This window comes from Streptomyces sp. NPDC090022, assembly GCF_044748145.1.
GTDB lineage: Bacteria > Actinomycetota > Actinomycetes > Streptomycetales > Streptomycetaceae > Streptomyces.
In genome coordinates this window covers 88,055-107,022 of the sequence record NZ_JBIVFN010000006.1, presented here as the reverse complement: position 1 = coordinate 107,022, position 18,968 = coordinate 88,055, and the positions used below count along the sequence as shown (strand labels likewise).

Here is an 18,968-nt window from a genome sequence, read left to right as displayed (position 1 = left end):
GGTCCGGGGCCTTTCCGTGTGCGCCGTGGGCGGCCGCGGGCGGCGCGGCTACTTCTCGGTGACGCCCGCCGAGTCGAAGGTCGCCACCTCGTGCATGGCCCGCGCCGCGCTCTGCACCAGCGGCAGCGCGAGCAGGGCGCCCGTGCCCTCGCCCAGGCGCAGGTCGAGGTCGACCAGCGGGCGCAGCCCCAGCTTGTTGAGAGCGGCCACGTGGCCCGGCTCCACGCTGCGGTGGCCCGCGATGCAGGCCGAGAGGGACTCCGGGGCGATGGCGCGGGCCACCAGGGCGGCCGCGCCGGCGCTGACCCCGTCGAGGATGACCGGCGTACGCAGCGAGGCCGCGCCCAGGATCAGGCCGACGATCGCCGCGTGCTCCAGGCCGCCGATGGCCGCGAGCACGCCGATCGGGTCCGAGGCGTCCGGCTGGTGCAGCTCCAGGGCCCGGCGCACCACGTCGACCTTGCGCGCGTGCGTCTCGTCGTTGATGCCCGTGCCGCGCCCGGTGACCTCCGCCGGGTCCACGCCCGTGAAGACCGAGATCAGGGCCGCGGACACGGTGGTGTTCGCGATGCCCATCTCCCCCGTCAGCAGGCCCTTGTTGCCGGCCGCGACCAGGTCGCGCGCCGTCTCGATGCCCACCTCGATGGCCGCGACGGCCTCCTCGCGGGTCATCGCCGGGCCGGTGGAGAGGTCGGCCGTGCCGGGCCGGACCTTGCGGGGCAGCAGGCCCGGCGTGGCCGGCAGGTCGCCCGCGACGCCCACGTCGATGACGCAGACCTCGGCCCCGACCTGGTTGGCGAAGGCGTTGCAGACCGCGCCGCCGCCCAGGAAGTTGGCCACCATCTGGGAGGTGACCTCCTGCGGCCACGGGGTGACGCCCTGGGCGTGGACGCCGTGGTCGCCCGCGAAGATCGCGACGGCGGCCGGCTCCGGGATCGGCGGCGGGCAGACCCGCGAGAGCCCGGCCAGCTGCGCGGAGATGATCTCCAGCATGCCGAGCGCGCCCGCCGGCTTCGTCATCCGCTTCTGCCGCTCCCAGGCCTCGCCGAGCGCCTTGGCGTCCAGCGGACGGATGCTCGCGACGGTCTCGCTGAGCAGGTCGTGCGGCTCCTCGCCGGGCAGCGCGCGGCGGCCGTACGTCTCCTCGTGGACGACCCACGACAGCGGCCGGCGCTTGGACCAGCCCGCCTGGAGCAGCTCGGGCTCCTCGGGGAACTCGTCGACGTACCCGACGCACAGGTAGGCCACGACCTCCAGGTGCTCGGGCAGGCCGAGGGTACGGACCATCTCCCGCTCGTCGAAGAAGCTGACCCAGCCGACGCCGAGGCCCTCGGCGCGGGCGGCGAGCCAGAGGTTCTCGACCGCGAGCGCGGAGGAGTACGGCGCCATCTGCGGCTGGGTGTGCCGGCCGAGGGTGTGCCGGCCGCCGCGGGTGGGGTCGGCGGTGACCACGATGTTCACCGGCGTCTCGAGGATGGCCTCGATCTTCATTTCCTTGAACTGCTTCGCCCGGCCCTTGGGCAGCGACTTCGCGTACGCCTCGCGCTGGCGCTGGGCGAGTTCGTGCATCGCCCGGCGGGTGTCGGCGGAACGGATGACGACGAAGTCCCAGGGCTGCGAGTGGCCCACGCTGGGTGCGGTGTGCGCGGCTTCGAGGACGCGCAGCAGCACCTCGTGCGGGATGGGGTCGGTGCGGAAGCCGTTGCGGATGTCGCGGCGTTCGCGCATGACGCGCAGGACGGCCTCGCGCTCGGCGTCGGCGTAGCCCGGGGCGGGCTCGCCCGGGGAACGCCCGGGCGGGGCGGTGAACTCCGGCGCGGCCAGGATCTCCGGCCCGGCCGGGTCCTGCGGTCCGGGAACGGCCGACGGCTCGTCGGCGGTCTCCGGCTCATCGGCGGTCTCCGGCGCGGGGGCGTTCTCCGGCGCGGGCGCGGCTTCGGGACCGGCCTCCGGCGCGACCTCGGCCTCGGCGGGGGCCCCTGCCGGGACCTCGGGCTGCACCGCTGCCTCGGGAGCGGTCGCGGCCGCGGCCGCGGCGACGGGAACGGGTTCGGCGGCGGGCACCGGGGTGGCGTCGGCGGCCGCCTCGGGCGCGGGGTCGGCGACGGGCTCCGCGACCGGCTCGGGCGCGGCCTCGGCCGCGACGGGGAGCACGGCGACCGGCTCGGCGCCCGGCTCGACGGCGGCGGGCTCGACGGCGGCGGGCTCGACGGCGGCGGGCTCGACGAGCGCGGGCTCGACGAGCGCGGGCTCGGGCTGCGGCTCGGGCGCGGGGCCGGTCTCCTGGACCGGCTCCGGCTGGACCGGCTCCGGCTGGACGGACTCCGGCGCCGGTTCGGGCGCGGTCCCGGCCGGCTGCGGCTCCTCGGCCACCGGCTCGGCGGGGACCTGCACCACCGTTTCTGCACCGTCGGCCACGGGCGCCGTCGCGGGCTCCTGCACGGCCTCGGCCTCGGCCTCGGCCTCGACGGCCTGCGGCTCGACGGGCTCGGCCACCGGCTCGGCCGGCTGCTCCGGCCCGGCGGCGGGCTCGGCTCCGGCGGCGGCCTCGGGGGCCGCGGGCGCGGCCACCGGCACGCCATCCGGGAGGAGCCGGCCCAGGAGGGCGTCGGGCGCGGCCGGCGCGGGGGTCACGAGGAGCACCGGCTCGGCGGCGACAGCGGCGGCAGCGGCGGGCTCGGGCGCGGCCGGCTCGGCCGGCGCCTGCGCGACCGGTTCGGTCGGGGCGAGCGGGTTCGCCGGGGCGGCCACGACGGGCGGGGCCGCCGGGGTCACGAGGGAGGCCGGGGCGACCGGTACGGCCACCTGCTCCGCCGCCCACGGCGCGCCCGCCTGCGGCGGGACCTCGGCGGGACGCGCCACGTCGAGGTACTCGGGGCCCGGGGCCGGCTGCTGGAGCGGCGCGGGGGCGGCCACCGGGGCGGGACCCCGGTCGGCGAGCGAGCGTACGACCCCGCCGGAGGCGTCGGGCACCGGCGGGCCCATGTGCAGCGGACGGCGGACCGGCGCCGTGGGCTGCGCGGCGGGCGCGGACGGCGGCGGCAGCAGGCCGCCGAGGTCGAGGGAGCCGGAGTCCCGGCCGCCCGCCTCGTGCGCGCCGTCGCCGTACCCGGCGTCGGCGTAGCCGGCCCCGGCGGGCGAGGCGGGGGACGCGGCGGAGGGGTACTCCGGGGTGAACGGCGGCAGCACGGAGTCGGCCAGGGCGGGGAACGCCGGGACGGGCGGGACGACCTGCGGGTCGCTCCACGAGCCCTGCCCGCTCGGCATCAGCAGCAGTTCCTCGTCCTCGGCGTCCTCGGCCGGGTTGTCCACCAGGTCCTGGAAGGCGTACCCGCCCGGCATCTGCGCGACCGGCGGGAGCGGAGGCATCGCGGGGACCGGCGGCTGCACGGGGAGGCCCTGCTGGTCCACCATGCCCGCGTCGTCCGGGAGGCCCTCGCCCGGAACCTGGCCGGTGTCAGTCATGCGTACCCCTCGCCCATCGGTGTGCTTCTTCGATCGCCGGCGCCCGCTAGCCCAACGAGCGTGGCTGCCCGGTGGCAACCACTAAGCATTGTCGCGTCCGTTCGCCGGCCACGGCGGCCATAACCGACATGGTCCGCTGTGGACTGCGCCACGTCGCGGACACGTCACGTGCGCGCCGAGTGCCGCTGCCGTACGCCCGGCGGCGGTACGACGATCGGCCAGCCTACCGCGGCCGTGGGCCCACTGGTTCAGCGGGCGCTCGGCGGCCGTTCGCCCGCGAGCAGGAAGACGACGGAGCGTTCCTGCTCGGCCCAGGTGCGGGTGTCCAGGCCGACGGACTGCAGGAGCGCGCATTCGACGGCGTACCCGCGTTCGGCCAGCGCGCGGCCGATCGCCTCCGCCGCGTCGCGTGTGGCGGCGTGGGTGACGATCCGTTCGGGACGGCGGTCGGCGCACGCGGCGACGACGGCCGCTCCCCCGGCGCCGACGCGGACCACGTCGGGCTCGGGCAGCGATTCCAGGACGTGCGGGGCGCGTCCGGCGACCACCTGGAGCTGTACGCCGCGCGTGCGGGCGGCGGCAGTTACGCCCTCGCAGGCGCCCGGGTCGGCGTCGACGGCGATGACGGCGGCGCCGAGGGCGGCGGCGTCCACGGCGAGGGCTCCGGAGCCGGTGCCGATGTCCCAGACGAGGTCGCCGGTACGGGGTCCGAGGCGGGCGAGCTGGGCGGCGCGCAGCTGGGCGGACTCGCCCTCACCGGTGCCGGGCTCGGGGCGGGCCCAGCCACGGGGGCCGCCGGCCACAGCGCCGAGCAGCCAGCCGGGTTCGGCGGAGGCGGGCTGGCCGGCGCCGCCGATGACGATGACGACGTTGGGGTCGCGCCAGCTGTGGTCGGCGGCCTTGTCCGAGGTGAGCACGCTGACCTGCTCGTGTTCGGTGCCCAGTTGCTCGCAGATGACGAAGGTCCGGTGGACGCCTTCGAGGAGCAGGGCGAGTTCGGCCGGCCCGGCGCCGGGCGAGGTGAGGACGGCGACCTTGGGGTGGGCGCGGCAGACGTTGACGGCGCGGCGCAGCGTACGGCGCTGGGCGACGACGACCTGGGCGTCGTCCCAGGGCATGCCGGCCCGGGCGAAGGCGGCGGCGACGGAGGAGACGGCGGGGACGACCTCGACCTCCAGGCCGTGCTCGGGGGCGCGCAGGGTGCGGACGACGCCGAAGAAGCCGGGGTCGCCGTCGGCGAACACGACGGCGGTGCCGCGGTGGCCGGCGATGCGGCGGGCGGCGAGGCCGATGCTGCCCAGGCGGATGCGTTCGGCGGTGGGCGGGACCTCGGGGAGGGCGAGATGGTGGGCGGCGCCGGCCACCAGGGTGGCGGCGGCGAGCGCGGACCGCGCGGCCGCGGTGAGGGGCGAGCCGTCCCAGCCGATCACCGTGACCCGGTCGGCCATCTCGTCAGTCTCCTGATCTGGTTCTACCGTTCGACCGGGCTCCCCCGGCCGCCGCCGGGAGGCACCCGCACGGGCACGGTGAGACTACCTGGTCATCGGGTCAGTGCCAGTCGGCGGAAACGGCGTAGCCGCTCGCTTCGGCCATCTGGGCGTCGTAGTCGCCCGGCTCGTCGAGGTCCTCGGGGAGGAGGCTCCAGACGATCAGGTCGGTACGGGTGTCGGCCCAGCCGCCGTCGGCCGTCTGGGTGCGCACTATCCACGCGTTGCGCAGGACGCCCTCGCTGATGCAGCCGATCTTCTGGGCGACCTGCTGGCTGGCGGTGTTGCCGGCGGCGGTGCGCAGTTCGAGGCGTTCGAAGCGCTGGTCGCGGAAGAGCCACTGGGCGACGGCGAGGACGGACTCGCTGGCGTAGCCCTCGCCGCGGGCCCAGGGGGCGGTGACGTAGCCGACCTCCGTGCTGCGGGTGCGCCAGTTGGTGTTCTGGAGGTGGACCACGCCGACGAGGCGCTGGGTGAGGAACTCGGTGACGGCGAAGACGATGCCGCGGCCCTCGGTGCGCTCGGCGTGGGAGTGGCGGGTGGCCCAGCCGTGGGCGTCGGCGTGGGTGTAGGGGTGGGGTACGCCGGTCCAGGCGGTGATGAGCTCGTCGTTCATCATCTCGGTGAGCGCCGTGACGTCGCCTTCCTCGAAGGGGCGCAGCACCAGCCGGTCCGTGCTGATGGAGACGTCCGGGAAGGTGGTTGTCATGCGCTGCTCCATGCCTCAAGACCGTGGGTGCGGGACCGTTCGTGCGGGGCGCCGGGGGTGCGGGGCCCCAGGGGGTCAGCATGCAGCATGGGCCCCGTGATGTGCATGGCTGGGCCCCGCACCCCCGGTGACGGGGTTGCGGGGCCGGATGCCGCGGGTCAGGACTGGGGGGTGCCGAAGGCCGGGATGACCGAGCCCTGGTACTTGTCCTGGATGAACTTCTTGACCTCGTCGGAGTTCAGGAGCTTGGCGAGCTTCTTGATCCGCGGGTCGTCCTGGCTGCCTTCCTTGACGGCCAGGAAGTTGGCGTACGGGTTGCCCTCGGCCTTCTCCAGGGCGAGCGCGTCCTGGGCGGGCTTGAGGTCGGCCTCCAGGGCGTAGTTGCCGTTGATGACGGCGGCGTCCACGTCGTTCAGGGCGCGCGGGACCGTGGCGGCCTCCAGCTCCTTGAACTCCAGGCCCTTCTTGTCGGTGATGTCGGACAGCTTGGCGTTGGTGCCGACACCTTCCTTGAGGGTGATCAGGTTGTTGGCGGCGAGCAGCTGGAGCGCGCGGCCCTCGTTGGTGGTGTCGTTGGGGACGGCGACGGTCTGGCCGGCCTTGATGTCGGCGAGGGACTTGACCTTCTTGGAGTAGAGGCCGAGGGGCTCCAGGTGGACGTTGACCACCGGGACGATGGTGGTGCCGTTCTTCTTGTTGAAGTCGTCCAGGTACGGCTTGTGCTGGAAGTAGTTCGCGCCGACGCTGCCCTGCTGGGTGGCGGTGTTCGGCAGGACGTAGTCCGTGAACTCCTTCACCTCCAGGTTCAGGCCCTCCTTGGCCGCCAGGTTGTCCTTGACGTAGTTCAGGATGTCGGCGTGCGGGCTCGGGGAGGCGGCGACGATCAGCGGCTTGTTCTCGTCGGCCTTGCCGCCCCCGGAGCCGGCGGCGGCCGGGTCGGAGGAGCTGCCGCAGGCGGTCACGCCCAGGGCGAGCGCGGTGGTGACGGCGGCGAGGGCGGTGAGCTTGATGTTCTTACGCACGAAGAGTGCCTTTCATTGCGGTGCGAGGACGGGGATCGCCTCGCGTGTGGTGCGCCCGAGCACGACAAGTGCGGGCTTGTGGGGAGAGGAGGTTCTGCGGGGGGGGTCAGGCGGTCCGGCCGCGGCGGGCCAGCAGGCGGACCACGACGTCGCCGAGGAGCTGGATCACGGTGACGACGAGGACCAGGACGACCACGGTGGCGATCATGAAGCCGGTCTCGAAGCGCTGGTAGCCGTAGGTGATGGCCTTGGAGCCGAGGCCCTCGCCGCCGACCGCGCCCGCCATGGCGGAGTAGCCGATCAGGGTGATCACGGTGGTGGTGACGCCGGCGACCAGGGAGGGCAGGGCCTGCGGGAGGTACACCTTCCACACCAGGGTGGGGATGCCGCCGCCCATGGACTCGACGGCCTCGACCAGGCCGTGGTCGACCTCGCGGACGGCGGTCTCGACGAGCCGGGCGAAGAAGGGGATGGCGCCGATGGCGAGCGGGACGATCATGGCGGTGGGGCCGATGAAGGTCCCCACGATCGCGGTGGTGACCGGGATCAGGAAGATCAGCAGGATGATGAACGGCAGCGAGCGGCCGATGTTCACGATCACGCCGACGACCTTGTTGACGGGACGGTTCTGCAGCAGGCCGCCGGTGTCGGTGAGGACCAGCAGCAGGCCCAGCGGGAGGCCGCCGAGGACGGTGACGACGGTGGACCACAGCACCATGTAGAGGGTGTCGTACGTGCCCTGGGTGAGCAGGGGCTGCATGTCGGACCAGGTCACTGCGCACCATCCTTGATGAGCTCGGCGGCGGCGACGACCTCCGCCGCGTCGTCCACGATGTCGACCTGCAGGCCCTGCTCGCGCAGGAACCCGACGGGGACGACGTTGTCCTCGTATCGGCCGGGCAGCTCGATGCGCATCCGGCCGATCTGCTTGCCGCCGACGGTGTCCATCGCGGCGCCGAGGATCGAGATGTCGATGTTGTACGTGCGCGCGAGCTGCGAGATGACGGGCTGGGTGGCCGCGTCGCCGTGGAAGGTCACGTCGACGACGGTCGCGTCCGGGCCGGTGGCGGCGCCGCTCACGGGGAAGAGCTCGCCGGCGAGCTCGGAGCCGGGGGTGGCCAGCAGCTCGGAGACGGTTCCGGACTCCACGACGCGGCCCTTCTTCATCAGGGCGGCGGAGTCGCAGACGCTCTTGACGACGTCCATCTCGTGCGTGATCAGCAGGACCGTCAGGCCGAGCCGGCGGTTGAGGTCGCGCAGCAGTTGCAGGATCGAGCGGGTGGTCTCGGGGTCCAGGGCGCTGGTGGCCTCGTCGGAGAGGAGCACCTTGGGGTCGCCGGCCAGGGCGCGGGCGATGCCGACGCGCTGCTTCTGGCCGCCGGAGAGCTGGCCGGGGTAGGCCTTGGCCTTGTCGGCCAGGCCCACGAGGTCGAGGAGTTCGGCGGCCTTGCGCGAGCGCTCGCGGCCGGAGACGCCGAGGATCTCCAGGGGCAGCTCGATGTTGGCCTGCACGGTGCGCGAGGACAGCAGGTTGAAGTGCTGGAAGACCATGCCGATCCGGCTGCGGGCCTCGCGCAGCTCCTTGCCGGCGCGGCGGCCGCGGCCGGCGAGGGCGGTGAGGTCGACGCCGTCGACGGTCACGGTGCCGGTGGTGGGACGTTCCAGCAGGTTGACGCAGCGGATGAGGGAGGACTTGCCGGCGCCGCTCTGGCCGATGACGCCGAAGACCTCCCCTTCACGGACGTGGAGATCGACTCCGTCCAGGGCGGTGACCTCGCGGCCACGGGACTGGTAGACCTTCGTGAGGCCCGATGTGGTGATCACAGGAATTCCGTCGCTGTCGAGTGCGCGGCGCTGCGGTGCCGGGCACGGGGCAATCATCTGGGGACGCGGGCCGCTTTACGGGGATATTTCCGTCGGCGGCGCATGCGCGGGGCAGGAGCGTTCCGTGGTCGGACAGAGGTCGGACACGGGGCTCGGCCGGTCTCGCTTCGGGGCGCGAGGCGTGCGGAAGGGGGCCCTCAGAAGGCGCACATTCGACACATACAACGAGCACCGGGCGTCATCATCGCCTCGGTCGCAAGGGTGCGGCTGCTCGTCGTGGTCATGGGCCCCAGTAAAGCAGACGGATCACCTCACCGATCAACGATGTCCGGTATGCGGACAGATTCCGCCTGCATACCGGACGCCCCCGGCCCGTCGGCGCCCGCGGCCCGACCCCGGTCCGGCCACGGTGACCTGCGCGGACACCGCGCACGACCGGAATCACGGCGTCCGCGCGCGGGAGCCCGCGGCCGGGTGCGCTGTGGTCAAGACCACGGTCCGTGCTCCGGCAGCGCCGGCACCCGGGCAGCCAGTCCGGCCGCCCGGGGGCCGAGGGGCGGGCGCATCGGGTCGTACGGCCCGTAATACCCTCGCTGCATGCTCGACGCCCTGACGGTCGCCATCGGCGCGGCCGCCCTCGCCCTCGCCGCCTGGTGCGGCCACGCCGCGTACCGGGACCAGCCGACGAAGGACTGGCACTTCATCGGCATGGCCGTGGTGACCGTGCTGGTGCTGGCGCAGCTGGCGATCGGGCTGTTCCTGCTCGCGCGCGGGGAGAAGGCCCACGAGGGCACGGTGATCTTCGTGGCCTACCTGATCGGCGCCTTCGCCACGATCCCGGCGGCGGGGCTGCTCTCGCTGTCCGAGCGGACCAAGTGGGGCTCGGTGACGGTATCGGCCGGCGCGGTCGTGCTCGCCGTCCTCGAAGTACGGCTCTTCGACATCTGGAGTGGTGGCACCGGTGCCTGACGCTGACACGACGACCGGCAGGGCGGGTGCCACGGCCACCGGCCGCAGGCGGCTGGTCTCCGGGCCCGGGCTGCTGCTGGTGTGGCTGTACGGGGTGATGGTGGTGGGCGCGGTCTCCCGGTCCGCCTACCAGATCTCCACCGAGTTCGACCGGGCGCCGCTCGCGTACGGCCTGTCCGGCGCGGCCGCCCTGGTGTACGCGTTCATCACGTACTCGCTGGTGCGCGGCGGCGAGCGGGCCCGCCGGGCGGCGCTGCTGTGCTGCGCCGCCGAGCTGGCCGGCGTCCTGATCGTCGGCACCTGGACCCTGGTGCGCCCGGAGGCCTTCCCCGACGCGACCGTGTGGTCGGACTTCGGGATGGGCTACCTGTTCATCCCGGTGATCCTGCCGATCACCGGGATGCTCTGGCTGCGCAGGCGCTAGCGCCGGCGCCGGCGCCGACGGCGGCCGTCAGGCGCTGACGGCGTAGTCGGTGGCTTCCTTCTCCAGGATCACCAGCTCGACGCCGTCGGAGGCGGTGCGGCCGCCGACCGCGACGTAGCCGGCCTTGCGGTACAGACGCAGGTTCGACTCGCTCTTGCGGCCGGTGTGCAGCCGGAAGCGGGCGGCCTCGGCACCCTCGGCGAGGGCCTCCTCGACGGCGCGCAGCAGCCGCGCGCCCAGGCCGTGGCCCTGCATGCGCGGGTGGACGCACAGCTTGGCGATGCTGGCGGTGCCCTCGTCGTCGATACGGCCGCGCACGGTGCCGACCACCTCGTCGCCGAGCCGGGCCACCAGCACGGTGTCCGACGCGAGTTCCTTCTTGAGGGAGTCCAGGGACTGGGTCAGGGGCTGGATGCGGTAGTTGCCGTAGAGCTCGGCCTCGCTCTGGAAGGCCAGGTACTGCAGTTTGAAGATCTGCTCCGCGTCCTCGGCAGCCGCCGCCGAAATGGTCACGCTCATGCCCATGTGCGCATGCCTCCCGCTCACCTGGTAGCCCGATGGTCTACCGCTCCTTTCCCCACAGGCCAGGAGCCGCAACCTCTGCAGCCAGCATTCTGCGCAGACATCCCAGGCAACGGGAACGTACGGGTCCCAAACTTCCTTGTGAGATACCCAACTCTCCTGCGATTTCACGGTAAGTCAGGTCCCGGGGCGAAAGAAACGCGCCTATGAGCTCCGGACAGCGTCCGGGCAATCGGGCGACCGCCGATCGGAGGGCGAGCGTCTCCTCCCGGCCGAGCAGCTCCTCGTCGGGGGCGGCGGCGCGGGGGGCGGGCAGGGCGCCGTACGGGATTTCGCGGCGGGCGCGGCGGCGGGCGGGCCGGGCCTCGGCGCGCACGGCGCGGCGCAGCCAGCGCGCCGGTTCGGCGGGGGCGGTGGCGGGGCCGCGCTCCAGCAGCCTGACCCAGACGGCTTGTTCGAGGTCGGCCGGGTCGACGCCGGTACCGGGGGCCTCGGCGGCCGCCTCCGCGGACAGCAGGGGGCCGAGTTCCTTGAGCAGGTCCATGCCGAGCGGGACGCGAAGGCCGCGGCCGGTGGTTTCCCCACCGGCCGCGGCCCACTCGTACGGGGTGGTGCGCCTAGCGGTTGACGGGGCGGCGGCCGGGGCGGAAGTCCTCGGCGGCCAGCAGGGCGGTGTCCGGGTTGTCGGTGAAGATGCCGTCGATGCCCTGTTCGAAGTAGGCCCGCAGCGCGCCGAAGACGTCGCCGTACGCGGCCGGGTCGGTGCCCTTGCGGAACTCCGCCGGCAGGAAGCTGTTCTCGTTGCGCGCGGTGTAGGGGTGCAGGACCAGGCCGCGGGCGTGGGCGTCGCGCACCAGCGTGGTCGGGGTGCCGAGCCTGCCGTCGGGGGTGCGCGGGATGACGAGGTTCAGGGTGGGGCCGATGCCCTGGGCGAAGCCGGCGATCCACTTCAGGCCCTCGGGCTCGACCAGGTCCGCGACGGTGCGCGGGTCCTTGGCGAGCTCGAAGTCCCATGGGCGGGTGCCCGCGTCGGAGAGCAGGACGACGCGGGGCGAGGAGACCAGCCGGGCCAGCCGCTGGATGCTGGAGGGCTCGAAGGACTGCAGGAAGACGGCGGAGGTACGGCGGTCGCGGCCGTACCGGCGCAGCAGCTTGGCCAGCGGCTCCTCCAGGCCCAGGCCCAGCGCGCGGAAGTAGCTGGGGTGCTTGGTCTCGACGTGCAGCCAGACCGGGCGGCCGCGCCGCTTGCCCTCGCGGTCGGCCCAGCGCAGCACCTCTTCGAATGTGGGCACGGCCCACCGGCCGTCGTAGAGGGTGCCGCGCTGGCGGACGGCGGGGATGCGCTCCTTCGCGCGCAGCGTCTTGAGCTCGGCGAGGGTGAAGTCCTCGGTGAACCAGCCGGTGACGGAGACGCCGTCGATGGACTTGGTGGTGCGGCGGGAGGCGAACTCCGGGTGGTCGGCGACGTCCGTGGTGCCGCCGATCTCGTTCTCGTGACGGCACACCAGGTGCCCGTCCCGGGTGGGGACGAGGTCCTGCTCGACGACGTCGGCGCCGAGGTCGAGGGCCAGTTGGTAGGAGCCGAGCGTGTGCTCGGGCCGGTAGCCGCTGGCCCCGCGGTGGCCGATGACCGTGGGGTACGGCAGGTCCCGGTAGCCGCCGTGGCCGCCCGCGTACGGGCCCGCCTCGGCGGCCGCGGCCGTTCCCGCGCCCAGGCCCATGGCGGTGCCGCCCGCGGCGAACACCGCCGCTCCCAGTACCGTGCGTCGCGCTGCCCCGCCCTGCGTCATGAGTGGCGTCTCCCCGTCATCGGTCGTACATGAGTGCGCAGGAACGTGCGTGCGCGTGCCCGCACGTGCGTGCGCCGGTCGGCGCAGCGATGGTAGGCGGCGGGGTGTGTCGGGCGGGCCAGCGGCGGCGGAACATGGCGGAAACGTGTGTCAACACGACGTATCCATCACGTGAACCCGATGTGCGATCAGTCGCGGCGCGCGAGTATCGTCCTCTACCTGCACCGCCCCAGTGCCGTGCGAACCCGCTTGTCGACGCCGGAGGGCCCACGTTGTTCCGTACCGCGCTCATCAAAGCCACTGTCGGACCGGTCATGCGCATGATGTTCCGCACCCGGGTGGAGGGCATCGAGCACATTCCGGGCACCGGTCCGGTGATCCTCGCGGGCAACCACCTCACGTTCATCGACTCGATGATCCTCCCGCTGGTGTGCGACCGGACGGTGCACTTCATCGGCAAGGACGAGTACGTCACCGGCAAGGGGCTCAAGGGCCGGGCGATGGCCTGGTTCTTCAGCGGCTCCGGCATGATCCCGGTCGACCGGGACGGCGCGAACGGCGGTGTCGCGGCGCTGATGACCGGCCGCCGGGTGCTGGAGGAGGGCAAGATCTTCGGTATCTACCCCGAGGGCACCCGCTCCCCCGACGGCCGCCTCTACCGCGGCCGCACCGGCATCGCCCGCCTGACGCTGATGACCGGCGCGCCGGTGGTCCCGTTCGCGGTGATCGGCACCGACAAGCTGCAGCCGGGCGGCAAGGGCATGCCGCGCCCGGGCCGGGTGACCATCCGCTTCGGCGAGGCGATGGAGTTCTCCCGGTACGAGGGCATGGACCGCGACCGCTACGTGCTGCGCGCGGTGACGGACTCGGTGATGGCCGAGGTCATGCGCCTGTCGGGCCAGGAGTACGTCGACATGTACGCCACCAAGGCCAAGGCGGCCTGACCCTCCCGCCGCCGGTAGCCCCGGGGCTACTGGCGGCGCAGGGAGCGGCTGACGCCCGCTGCCGTGGTCGTGGCCAGGATCCAGCCGGTGATGATCAGCAGGTAGGACAGCCACTGGAGCCAGCCGCTCGGCGCGAACGCCGCCTCCTGGCCGAAGCCGATGATCGGCAGCAGCAGGTCGATGGTGTAGAAGAGCGGGTTGAAGTCGGGCGCCTCGCCCGCCTTGAGCGCGCGCGGCGGGTGCAGGGCGAACGCGACCGCGCCGGTGACCAGCAGAGCCACGAGCCAGAGCGCAGCGCGCGAGGGGCGGAAGCCGTAGCCGACGGTGGCGTCCTGGAGCAGGCCCCACAGCCGGGCGTGCCGGGGCCGGGTGCGCCGGTGCCGGCGGAGCTTGGCGAGCTGGACGGTACGGACGGCCTCCTCGTCGCCGACGTCCCGGTAGGCGGCGGCCAGCTGCTCGTACGAGGAGGGCAGGTAGCCGTCCTCCTCCCGCTCCAGCATCGGCAGCCGCTCCTCCGCGGGCAGGTGCGGGCGGAGCACCCGGTAGCCGAGCCCGTCCAGGCGCACCACGGGCGGCCAGACGGCCGGCTCGGCCCACAGCATGTCGAACTGGCTGCGGCGCAGGTTCACGATGCCCTCGACGGGGGCGGCCTTGCGCAGCCAGAACTCGCCGACGACGCAGCTGCTGGCGCGCAGCGCGACGGCCCCGGGGGCGCTCAGGCGGGCCCGGCCGAGGAAGAGCTGGCCGGGGATGCGGGCCCCGGTGAGGTTGACCATGCCCTCGGCGTGCAGCCGGTTGCCGCGCAGGTCGGTGCCCACGGACAGGGTCTCGGCGTGCAGGGCGATGCCGCCGGGGTTGATCAGCCGCGCGCGGTCGAGGTTGATCTGGCCGGCGACGGTGGCTCCGTTGATGCGGAACTGACCGTGGACGGTGAGGTCGCCGGCGATGATGTCGGTGCCTATCTCGGCGTGGTTGAGCTGGAGCGGCGGCTCGTCGGCCTCGTCGGGCAGGCTCCCGGTCCGGATGACCGCCCCCTGGAGGAAGAGGCCGCCGGTGATCCGCGCGCCGGCCAGCCGGACGGGGCCGTTGAGGGTGCAGCAGGACAGCCGCAGGACGATGTCCACGCGGACGTTGGCGGCGGTCAGGCCGGGCAGCGTGGAGTCGGCGAGGACGACGGCGCGCAGCTGGGCGCCGTACAGCAGGGGTTTGCGTTCGAACCAGCACGAGCGCAGCCGGACGGGATGGTCCACGACGGCGTACTTGAGGTCGAGCTTGCCGGTGATCCTGGCTCCGTAGAGCTTGAGGCCGGCGACCCGGCCGTCCTCGGTCGGACCGCCGACCAGCAGGGCCCGCAGCACCTCCGCGCGCACGGTCCGCTCGGGTCCCCAGGAGGCGCCGTCCCCGGAGAGCTCCTCGGGGCCCGTCCGGAAGTCGACGCCCTCGCCGCGTGGGAAGGCGTCCCGGACGCGGCGCTCCGCCGGGGTCAGGTCGGTGATCTCCATCGCCGGAAGGGTGCCGCGCCCGTGATCACACTGTCAACCCGGGTCGCGGCGCCCCCGCCTGGCGGAGCGTCAGTGCTCGATGCCCTCCTGGAGCCGCTGGCCGCGCAGCAGGAACCAGGCGGCCACGGCGGTGGCCAACAGGACGGCCGCGCCGACGCCGGCGGCGAGCCGCAGGCCGTCCACGAAGGCGTCCTGGGCGGCGGCGACCATGCCGTGCGCGGTCGCCGGGTCCAGGGCGCGCGAGGCCTCGACGGCGCCGCCGAGCGACTCGTGGGCCGCGTCGGCGACCTCGGCGGGGACCCCGGCGGGGGCCGTGAACTTCTGGTAGGCGCCGGTGACGATGGAACCGAGCAGGGCGATACCGAGGGCCGCGCCGAGTTCGTACGCCGTCTCGGAGACGGCGGAGGCCGAACCGGCCTGCTCCTTGGGGACGCTGGAGAGGATCACGTCGGCGGTGACGGTGAAGGAGAAGCCGGCGCCGAGGCCGACGACGAGCAGGGCCGCGCCGAGCAGCGGGTAGCCGGTCTCCCGGTGCACCAGGGTGATCACGCCGAGCGCGAGCCCGATGGCGCCGAGGCCGCCGGCCACGATGGCGCGTACGGAGTACCTGCGGGCGTAGCGGCCGGCGACCAGACCGGTGACCACCGCGCCGATCGCGGCGGGCAGTTCGGCCAGGCCCGCCTCCAGGGGGTCGCGGCCCTGGACGAGCTGGAGGAACTGGGAGAGGAAGAAGACCAGTCCGGACAGGCCGAAGACGGTGAGCAGGTCGGCGAGGACCGCGCCCGAGAAGCCCCGGTGCTTGAACAGCCGCATGTCGAGCAGCGGCGCGCTCAGGGCGAACTGGCGGCGGACGAAGGCGTACAGGCAGGCGGCGCCGAGGGCGGCGGCGACCCAGACCTCCGTGGTCGGCCCGTGCGTGGCGACCTCCTTGACGGCGTAGACGACACCGATGATGCCGACGAGGGAGAGCGCGACGCTGAACAGGTCCCAGGGCCCGGTGACCGGGTTCTTCGACTCGGGCAGCAGCTTGCTGCCGACGAGGACCAGGACGGCCATGACGGGCAGGTTGATGAGGAAGACCGAGCCCCACCAGAAGTGCTGGAGCAGCGCTCCGCCGAGGACGGGGCCGACGGCCGCGCCGGCCGAGGCGGTGGCGCCCCAGATGCCGATGGCGAGGCTGCGCTCCTTGGGGTCGTGGAAGATGTTGCGGATCAACGCGAGGGTGGAGGGCATCAGCGTCGCACCGGCCACACCGAGCAGGGCGCGGGCGACGATCATCATCTCGGGGCTGGTGGCGTAGGCGTTGAGCACGGAGACGGCGCCGAAGGCGATGGCACCGGTCAGCAGCAGCTTCTTGCGGCCTATTCGGTCACCGAGCGAGCCCATGGAGACGAGCAGTCCGGCGATGACGAAGGAGTAGATGTCGCCGATCCACAGCAGTTGACTGCCCGTCGGCTTGAGGTCCTCGCTGAGGGACGGGGTGGCCAGACCCAGTACAGTGGCGTCCACCGCGACCAGCAGGACGGCCAGGACCAGGACCGAGAGCGCGAGCCAGCGCCCCTTGCTCCTGATCGCCTCCGTCCCCTTCCCCTGGGTCAGCTGTTCGGTACGGGTCATTTCTCCACACTCCGTCGGGCGCCACCGAGCAGCAGCTCGGTGATCATGTACTGGAAGTCCTTGGCGGCGACACGGCCGTCCATCACGGCCCAGGCACAGCTGCCGATGAGGCCGTAGAGGGCCTCGGTCAGCCAGGTGGCACTGAGGTCGATCCGGATGTCGCCCTGCTCCTGGCCGCGTTTGAAGACGGCGCTGACGCGGGCGTCGAGCCGGGCCCAGCCCTCGTTGACCTGGTCGCCCTCGAAGAGCTGGTTCTCGGTGACGAGGAAGGCCAGCAGCTGGGCGTTGGGCTCGGACTCGGCGACCAGCCGGCGCAGCGCGTCGACCGCGTCGTCCTCGTCGAGGCGGGCCCGCCCGAGCGCCGCCTCGAACTCCCGGATGCCCAGGTCCTCCAGGGCGCGCACGAGCGCGTCGCGCCCGGCGAAGTGCCGGTGGAGGGTCGCCCGGCCGATTCCGGCGGCTTTGGCGACCTCGTCCATCGTGGCGGTCGACTTGCGGGAGAGGAGGGCGGCGGCAGCGCGCAGCACCTGGTCACGATCCATGGCCATGAGACAACGATACCCCAAATGAGACACGAATGTCTCATCAGAACGAAAAATCGGCTGCCTGGCGGGCAGCCGGAGAGGAATCCTGGACCCATGAAGCTGCTGAAGCCGCTGCTGCTCATCGACGTCGACGGCCCGCTGAACCCCTACGCCGCGCAGCCCCAGCGCCGCCCGGAGGGCTACACCACCCACCGCATGCGCCCGACCGGCTGGACCGGCGGCAAGCCGCTGCGGGTGTGGCTCGACCCGGGCCACGGCACCCGGCTGCTCGCGCTGGCGCGCACGTACGAGCTGGTGTGGGCGACCACCTGGAAGGACGAGGCCAACGACTGGATAGCCCCGCACCTGGGGCTGCCCCGGCTGCCGTACATCGACTGGCCGGTGATGCACGGGCGGGCGCCGCGCGGCACGTTCTGGAAGACCCAGTACATCCTGGAGTACGCCGCCGGCCGGCCCTTCGCGTGGATCGACGACGACATCACGGCGATGGACCGCGAGTACGTCGAGCAGCTCCACCCCGCGCACGCGCTGCTGCGCTACGTCGACGAGCGGATCGGGCTGACCGGGGAGGACTTCGACGCCCTGGCCCGCTGGGGCGAAGCCCTGTGACCGACGCGACGGAGGGGCGGCCGGGTCGTGGAAGACCCCGCCGCCCCTCCCGCCGCGCGTGCCGGCACTACTGCTTGTGGGCCGCCCAGGCGTGCTGGATGACCAGGTCCGCCTTCAGCTCGTTGAGCTGCGCGGCGACCGCGCTGGGGGCCGTGCCGCCGCGCCCGCTGCGCGAGGCGAGGGCGCCGGGCACGTTCAGCACACCGCGCACCTCCGGGGTGAGGTGCTCGGAGATCTTCGCGAACTGTTCGTCGGTCAGCTCGTCGAGCTCGATGCCGTGGGCCTCGCACTCCTTGACGCACTCGCCCGCGACCTCGTGGGCCACCCGGAACGGCACCCCCTGCTTGACCAGCCATTCGGCGATGTCGGTGGCGAGCGAGAACCCGGCCGGGGCCAGCTCCTCCATCCGCGCGCGGTTGACGGTGAGGGTCGCCATCATGCCGGTGAAGGCGGGCAGCAGGACCTCCAGGGTGTCGCAGGAGTCGAAGACCGGCTCCTTGTCCTCCTGGAGATCGCGGTTGTAGGCCAGCGGCAGCGCCTTGAGCGTGGCGAGCAGGCCGGTCAGGTTGCCGATGAGACGGCCGGACTTGCCGCGCGCCAGCTCCGCGATGTCCGGGTTCTTCTTCTGCGGCATGATCGAGGAGCCGGTGGAGAAGGCGTCGTGGAGGGTGACGAAGGAGAACTCCTTCGTGTTCCAGATGATGATCTCCTCGGCGATCCGGGACAGGTTGATCCCGATCATCGCGGTGATGAAGGCGAACTCGGCGACGAAGTCGCGCGAGGCCGTGCCGTCGATGGAGTTGCCCACCGAGCCGCGCTCGAAGCCGAGGTCGGCGGCGACCGCCTCCGGGTCCAGGCCCAGGGAGGAGCCGGCCAGCGCGCCCGAGCCGTACGGCGAGACGGCCGTACGGGTGTCCCACTGGCGCAGCCGCTCGGCGTCCCGCGACAGCGACTGCACGTGGGCCAGCACGTGGTGGGCGAAGAGCACCGGCTGGGCGTGCTGGAGGTGGGTGCGGCCGGGCATGGCCACGTCGTGGTGCGCCTCGGCGAGGCCGACGAGCGCGTCCTGGAGGTCGGCGATCAGGCCGCCGATGATCCGGGCGTGGTCGCGCAGGTACATCCGGAACAGGGTGGCGACCTGGTCGTTGCGGGACCGGCCGGCGCGCAGCTTGCCGCCGAGGTCGGGGCCGAGCCGCTCCAGCAGGCCCCGCTCCAGGGCGGTGTGCACGTCCTCGTCGGCGACGGTCCCGGTGAAGGAGCCGTCGGCGACGTCGGCCTCCAGCCGGTCGAGGCCGGCGATCATACGGTCGAGCTCGTCGGCCGTGAGCAGGCCCGCCGTGTGGAGCACGCGCGCGTGGGCGCGGGAGCCGGCGATGTCGTACGGCGCGAGGCGCCAGTCGAAGTGGACGGACGCCGACAGCAGGGCCAGCGCCTCCGACGGACCGTCGGCGAACCGGCCGCCCCAGAGCCGGACGTCACCGTTGTTGCTGCTCACAGCTACTGCTCCTCAAGACTGCATGACTTCGGATGGGGAACCGC

General features: G+C 73.2%; 17 protein-coding genes. 4 read left to right on the top strand and 13 right to left on the bottom strand.

Annotation, left to right across the window (positions count from 1 at the left end):
- Positions 1-48: 48 nt before the first annotated feature.
- From cobT to ACIPXB_RS14925, 6 genes are all read right to left on the bottom strand, one after another.
- The gene (cobT, locus tag ACIPXB_RS14950; RefSeq protein WP_401449155.1) at positions 49-3,465 is read right to left on the bottom strand and encodes a nicotinate-nucleotide--dimethylbenzimidazole phosphoribosyltransferase; all 3,417 of its coding nucleotides are present in this window, start codon (positions 3,463-3,465) and stop codon (positions 49-51) included.
- A 248-nt stretch (positions 3,466-3,713) separates the two neighbouring features.
- Complete coding sequence (gene cbiE, locus ACIPXB_RS14945; RefSeq protein ID WP_401449153.1) at positions 3,714-4,913, bottom strand: precorrin-6y C5,15-methyltransferase (decarboxylating) subunit CbiE; 1,200 nt, start codon at positions 4,911-4,913, stop codon at positions 3,714-3,716.
- Between the two features lie 100 nt (positions 4,914-5,013).
- A complete protein-coding gene (locus tag ACIPXB_RS14940) occupies positions 5,014-5,661 on the bottom strand; it encodes a GNAT family N-acetyltransferase (RefSeq protein WP_401449150.1) in 648 nt (215 codons plus the stop codon).
- A 158-nt stretch (positions 5,662-5,819) separates the two neighbouring features.
- Entirely contained in the window at positions 5,820-6,683 is an 864-nt protein-coding gene (locus ACIPXB_RS14935) for a MetQ/NlpA family ABC transporter substrate-binding protein (RefSeq protein ID WP_401449148.1), read from the bottom strand.
- A gap of 106 nt (positions 6,684-6,789) precedes the next feature.
- Positions 6,790-7,458, bottom strand: coding sequence for a methionine ABC transporter permease (locus ACIPXB_RS14930; RefSeq protein ID WP_401449145.1), 669 nt, complete (start codon positions 7,456-7,458; stop codon positions 6,790-6,792).
- Positions 7,455-8,507, bottom strand: a complete 1,053-nt coding sequence (locus ACIPXB_RS14925) for a methionine ABC transporter ATP-binding protein (RefSeq protein WP_401449142.1) — start codon at positions 8,505-8,507, stop codon at positions 7,455-7,457. The genes ACIPXB_RS14930 and ACIPXB_RS14925 overlap by 4 nt, the downstream gene beginning before the upstream one ends.
- Positions 8,508-9,104: 597 nt before the next feature.
- Here ACIPXB_RS14925 and ACIPXB_RS14920 point away from each other — a divergent pair.
- Both ACIPXB_RS14920 and ACIPXB_RS14915 read left to right on the top strand, forming a co-directional pair.
- Positions 9,105-9,476, top strand: a complete 372-nt coding sequence (locus ACIPXB_RS14920; protein WP_401449139.1) for a hypothetical protein — start codon at positions 9,105-9,107, stop codon at positions 9,474-9,476.
- Positions 9,469-9,900, top strand: coding sequence for a hypothetical protein (locus ACIPXB_RS14915; RefSeq protein ID WP_401449137.1), 432 nt, complete (start codon positions 9,469-9,471; stop codon positions 9,898-9,900). The genes ACIPXB_RS14920 and ACIPXB_RS14915 overlap by 8 nt, the downstream gene beginning before the upstream one ends.
- Positions 9,901-9,927: 27 nt before the next feature.
- On the opposite strand, the gene ACIPXB_RS14910 is transcribed toward ACIPXB_RS14915, so the two are convergent.
- From ACIPXB_RS14910 to ACIPXB_RS14900, 3 genes are all read right to left on the bottom strand, one after another.
- Positions 9,928-10,425 carry a GNAT family N-acetyltransferase gene (locus ACIPXB_RS14910; RefSeq protein WP_401449135.1) on the bottom strand — a complete coding sequence of 166 codons (498 nt, stop codon included), beginning with the start codon at positions 10,423-10,425 and terminating at the stop codon, positions 9,928-9,930.
- Between the two features lie 37 nt (positions 10,426-10,462).
- Positions 10,463-10,966: a sigma-70 family RNA polymerase sigma factor gene (locus ACIPXB_RS14905; protein ID WP_401449132.1), complete on the bottom strand. Its 504-nt coding sequence runs from the start codon at positions 10,964-10,966 to the stop codon at positions 10,463-10,465.
- 73 nt (positions 10,967-11,039) lie between these two features.
- The gene (locus ACIPXB_RS14900) at positions 11,040-12,212 is read right to left on the bottom strand and encodes a glycerophosphodiester phosphodiesterase (RefSeq protein WP_401449129.1); all 1,173 of its coding nucleotides are present in this window, start codon (positions 12,210-12,212) and stop codon (positions 11,040-11,042) included.
- Positions 12,213-12,526: 314 nt separating this feature from the next.
- On the opposite strand from ACIPXB_RS14900, the gene ACIPXB_RS14895 reads away from it, so the two are divergent.
- Positions 12,527-13,156: a lysophospholipid acyltransferase family protein gene (locus ACIPXB_RS14895; protein ID WP_401449126.1), complete on the top strand. Its 630-nt coding sequence runs from the start codon at positions 12,527-12,529 to the stop codon at positions 13,154-13,156.
- Positions 13,157-13,182: 26 nt separating this feature from the next.
- Here the strand turns inward: ACIPXB_RS14895 and ACIPXB_RS14890 are convergent, their stop codons facing one another.
- From ACIPXB_RS14890 to ACIPXB_RS14880, 3 genes are all read right to left on the bottom strand, one after another.
- Positions 13,183-14,658 (bottom strand): membrane-associated oxidoreductase, encoded by a 1,476-nt coding sequence (locus ACIPXB_RS14890; RefSeq protein ID WP_401449124.1) that lies wholly within the window; start codon positions 14,656-14,658, stop codon positions 13,183-13,185.
- Between the two features lie 69 nt (positions 14,659-14,727).
- Complete coding sequence (locus ACIPXB_RS14885; RefSeq protein ID WP_401449122.1) at positions 14,728-16,275, bottom strand: MFS transporter; 1,548 nt, start codon at positions 16,273-16,275, stop codon at positions 14,728-14,730.
- A complete protein-coding gene (locus ACIPXB_RS14880) occupies positions 16,272-16,823 on the bottom strand; it encodes a TetR/AcrR family transcriptional regulator (RefSeq protein WP_401449120.1) in 552 nt (183 codons plus the stop codon). The genes ACIPXB_RS14885 and ACIPXB_RS14880 overlap by 4 nt, the downstream gene beginning before the upstream one ends.
- Positions 16,824-16,922: 99 nt before the next feature.
- Here ACIPXB_RS14880 and ACIPXB_RS14875 point away from each other — a divergent pair, with 99 nt between their 5' ends.
- Positions 16,923-17,429 (top strand): HAD domain-containing protein, encoded by a 507-nt coding sequence (locus ACIPXB_RS14875; protein ID WP_401449615.1) that lies wholly within the window; start codon positions 16,923-16,925, stop codon positions 17,427-17,429.
- Between the two features lie 67 nt (positions 17,430-17,496).
- Here ACIPXB_RS14875 and argH read toward each other — a convergent pair whose 3' ends face one another.
- The gene (gene argH / locus ACIPXB_RS14870) at positions 17,497-18,924 is read right to left on the bottom strand and encodes an argininosuccinate lyase (protein ID WP_401449119.1); all 1,428 of its coding nucleotides are present in this window, start codon (positions 18,922-18,924) and stop codon (positions 17,497-17,499) included.
- Positions 18,925-18,968: the final 44 nt, after the last annotated feature.